The 3,628-nt window shown below is 68.9% G+C and carries 4 protein-coding genes; 2 read left to right on the forward strand and 2 right to left on the reverse strand.

The window, feature by feature from the left end; translation table 11 throughout:
• The first annotated feature begins 464 nt into the window (after positions 1 to 464).
• On the forward strand, positions 465 to 662 hold the full coding sequence (locus SLP03_RS31225; RefSeq protein WP_319464231.1) for a transposase family protein: 198 nt from the start codon (positions 465 to 467) through the stop codon (positions 660 to 662).
• Between the two features lie 87 nt (positions 663 to 749).
• Positions 750 to 1,202, forward strand: coding sequence for a hypothetical protein (locus SLP03_RS31230; protein WP_319464232.1), 453 nt, complete (start codon positions 750 to 752; stop codon positions 1,200 to 1,202).
• Between the two features lie 828 nt (positions 1,203 to 2,030).
• Here SLP03_RS31230 and SLP03_RS31235 read toward each other — a convergent pair.
• The gene (locus SLP03_RS31235) at positions 2,031 to 2,438 is read right to left on the reverse strand and encodes a DUF805 domain-containing protein (protein ID WP_089012447.1); all 408 of its coding nucleotides are present in this window, start codon (positions 2,436 to 2,438) and stop codon (positions 2,031 to 2,033) included.
• A gap of 117 nt (positions 2,439 to 2,555) precedes the next feature.
• A complete protein-coding gene (locus SLP03_RS31240) occupies positions 2,556 to 3,032 on the reverse strand; it encodes a hypothetical protein (RefSeq protein ID WP_319464233.1) in 477 nt (158 codons plus the stop codon).
• Positions 3,033 to 3,628: the final 596 nt, after the last annotated feature.

Here is a 3,628-nt window from a genome sequence, read left to right on the forward strand (position 1 = left end):
GGCCACGACACGCACTGGCTCAACTGGCGACGCCGTCACCAGGCCCGCGCACGCTGGTTCCACCAACGCACACGGCTGAACCGGGACTACGCCCTGGTCAGCTAGCAATTGGCGGCTGCCGTACTAGGCAAGGTCATCCCGGCCATGGGATATGAGTGACGGCTCTGGCTCTCCACCTTGACGACGCCGCGTCGCGCCCCTCGAACGCCCGGTAAACGCTGCTTCAGCCGAACCGCATCGCAGACCACTCGTTCCTAACTTTCCGGCCGTCTTTTGAGCCCGCGCTTATGGGCGGGTGCACGCTTCTGCCGCCGGCCGGCCCAGGGCCCCGGCAAAGTCGTGAGGGGTGTCCGGCTTGAGGTGGTTGGCGTAGACGCGCCCTGGGTGTGGGTAGCGGGGCGGGCATGGCCGTTCCAGAAGATCATCAAGGTTCTCGAGGCCTGTTGATCTATCTGAAGTGAGCCATGCCCTCGTTGCCATCATCGCTGATCTCATCGTTGTCGACCGCACCGCCCGGGTCATCTGCCGTGGCCTCGGCTGCCGGCCTGCTCGCCGCGCTGGGTTCCCTGCCCGATCCGCGTGCCCGACGTGGAGTCCGACATGCTCTGGTAACCGTGGTCGCGGCGGCGGTGTGCGCGGTCGTTGCCGGTTACCGCTCGTAGGCGGCGATCGGTGAGTGGGTCGCAGACCTACCTGCTGATACCGCAGCCGTGCTCGGGATCGACGCGGACCGGCGGCCGTCAGAGGCCATGATCCGCAGGCTGTTGCAGGCCCTGGACGCCGACCGGCTGGCCATGGTGATCGGAGCCTGGCTCGCCGGGCAGCTCTCCGCGCCGCCGGCGGGAACACGCCGGGCGATCGCCGTGGACGGCAAGACGCTACGCGGCTCCCGGACCAGCGACACTGTTGCCCGGCACGTCCTCGCCGCCGCCGACCAGGCCACTGGTGTCGTGCTGGTCAGTACCGACGTCGACGGCAAGACCAACGAGATCACCCGCTTCGCACCCCTGCTCGACCAGCTCGGCGACCTCCGGCGAGGTCGTGGTGACCGCCGACGCGCTGCACTGTCAACGCGACCACGTCGCCTACCTCGCGCAACGCGGCGCCCGCTGGATCCTCACCGTGAAGGGCAACCAGCCCAACCACCTCTGGACCTGCCTCAAGGTCACCTTGACGGCTCGTTCGAACGCCGCGACGGGTAGTCGCGGAACGAGGCCGTGGTGGGGATGCGGCGCGCGCATCACGGGCAGGCCCCCGCCTGCCGGCAACGCCGGCCCGAGGGGTCGCAGAGGCTCCGGGGTCAGGGGCGGCCCGCAGGGCCGTCGCGCAGCGATGCGAAGCGCCCTTGAGGTCGGAGGGGCGGCCCCGCATCCTCCGCGCCGCATCCCCACCACGGCCGGCGGTGACTCGCCCTTCGGCGCGGCGGTGCGGCGGCCACCGCGCCCCGGCCGGTTGCCGGACCACCAACTCGCCCCCAACGGCCTGTCGTTTCTGCGGCGGCCCACCGGGCTCCCCGCCCTCCGCGCCAGCCGCCGGACGTCTTGCGTGGCCGCCTCGGCGGTGACGGAGGGCGTGAGGTCTGCTACGACTTCCCGAATGAAGGATCTGCCCGAGCAATGGTCGACCGGATGATGAAGACCTCGGCCGGTACCTGGCGCGACCTCACGGAGGCGGTTCGGCAGGAGTCCAGCCAACGGCGCGCTGACTAGGTCTGCCCTGTCGCTCGTCAGAGGCAGTTGACGACATTTTCGTCAGGTGCCGGGACCACGAGCGCAGTGGTGACGAGCGTGTGAAGTTGCCTTTTCGCGGCTGCGTCGGATCACGGCGGACTGCGGGTCCGGCCGGCTCGCGCTGGCCGAAGACCGATGAATGGCGCCGGCGGCGACAGCCGTGCGCTGTCACCGCCGGCGAGGGCTTCCTGGGCCCGCTTAGCTTTTGGCGCTTTCCTCGGGCTTGCAAGTCGGCAGCCAATACCAGGCCGCCGCACCGAGCAGGGTTCGGCAGCAACCCGCCAGTCAATGGGGGCCTTGTCAGGCCATGCTCGGGGCGGCGGCTTGCGGAGCGTCCTTCGGGTCGGCGCCGTACCGGTTACTTCCACGAGTGCCGCCCATTACGAAGAACACGAGCAGGACGATGCCCCCCACGAGAGGCACGAGTCCGATCAACAGCCACCAGCCCGAGCGGTCGGTGTCGTGAAGTCGCCGCACGGCAACGGCCAGGCCCGGCAGCAGCAGGGCCAAGCCGACGACGAGCCCGACGACGCCGGTAGAGCTCGGACCCGACCCGATGCTGGTCCCCAGCGCGCCGTCCAGAATTCCGGCGATGAAGCTGAGGATCAGGGTGAAGAGGAAGAACCACCAGTACTCGGACCGGCGAGCTCGACCGGCGAAGCCCGCGTACTGGGAGAAGACGGATTTGATGGCATCAACGGGGGACATAGCATTCTCCAACGCAGTGAGAGATTGAGACCTGCAAGGTCAACTGCGACGCAGCCAAGCAGACGGCCAGCGGGCGGTCAATGGCCGTTACGGTCTAGTGACCTGCGCCGGTAGCGCTCAACGGCAGGCGTCTGCCCTGACGTGCACACCGCAGCACTCCGGCAGATCGGCTGTCCACACCCGCCAGCCGCCGGCGTCTCGCCGGGTCTCGAATCGCCAGGGGTGGGCGGTGCCGCTCAAGCTGGTCGGCCCGTTCCACCAGATCGGCCGGACTTGCGCGGTCACCGTTGCGCGGTCATCGCCCTGGTCCTCGACGTCGACCGGTCCCACCGTCTCGAGCTTCGACGGAGCCTTGGCGCGTTCCAGCTCGCCGCGGTACTGACGCCACTGCCGAAGCAGCTCGTCGTGACGCCTGGCGACCTGTACCCGCGACAGCCCGAGCTGCTCGCCGCTACTCATCTTGAGCACGTAGACGTTCACCGCAGCGTCGGGCGTCGCCTCGCCTCGCTCGGCTTCGGCTTGCCGGAGAACAGCCCACGAGACTGGCACGGCGACGATTCCGGTACACAGCACCGCTACGAGCGAGAGCACCACCCATGTCCAATGACGCGGCGAACGAACCAACGCCGGCCTATCGGCCGCCGCTCTGCGACCGGGCAGAGCTGGTCCCTCCCCTGGTCCCATGCACGGCAACATATGCCTCTGATGGCCTTGTAGCTATCTCCGGCGCCCAGGAGGGGATAGTGCGGACCTTGGGCCACACGTACTCTTCGGCTATGTCCGCCCTCGTCGACACCGCCCGAGAGCTCGCCCGGTTCAAGCTGGAGGCTGACTTGCCTCGCCGCTGGAGCCACGTCCAAGCGGTAGCCGCCAAGGCGCGACAGGTTGCCGCCGCTGCGCCGGCCGAGGATCGGGACGTGCTCGTAACTGCGCCTGGCTGCATGACGTGGGCTACAGCCCGGAGCTCGTCGAACGGGCTTTCACTCGCTAGACGACGCCCGTTGGCTGAGGCGTGGGGGCGTGGATGACCGGATCGCCGCCTTCGTGGCTCATCGCTCTTGCGCTGAGACGAAACTCGGCCTCAGCCACGTGTGCGGCAGCGTCCCGGCGGAGCCGGGACACGGTGGTTTCCGGGCATGGTGGTGGGCTTGCCGCTGGTGGCGGGGTGCGGCAAGCTGGGTGCTGGTGGG

Source organism: Micromonospora sp. RTP1Z1 (genome assembly GCF_033804685.1).
Taxonomy (GTDB): domain Bacteria; phylum Actinomycetota; class Actinomycetes; order Mycobacteriales; family Micromonosporaceae; genus Micromonospora.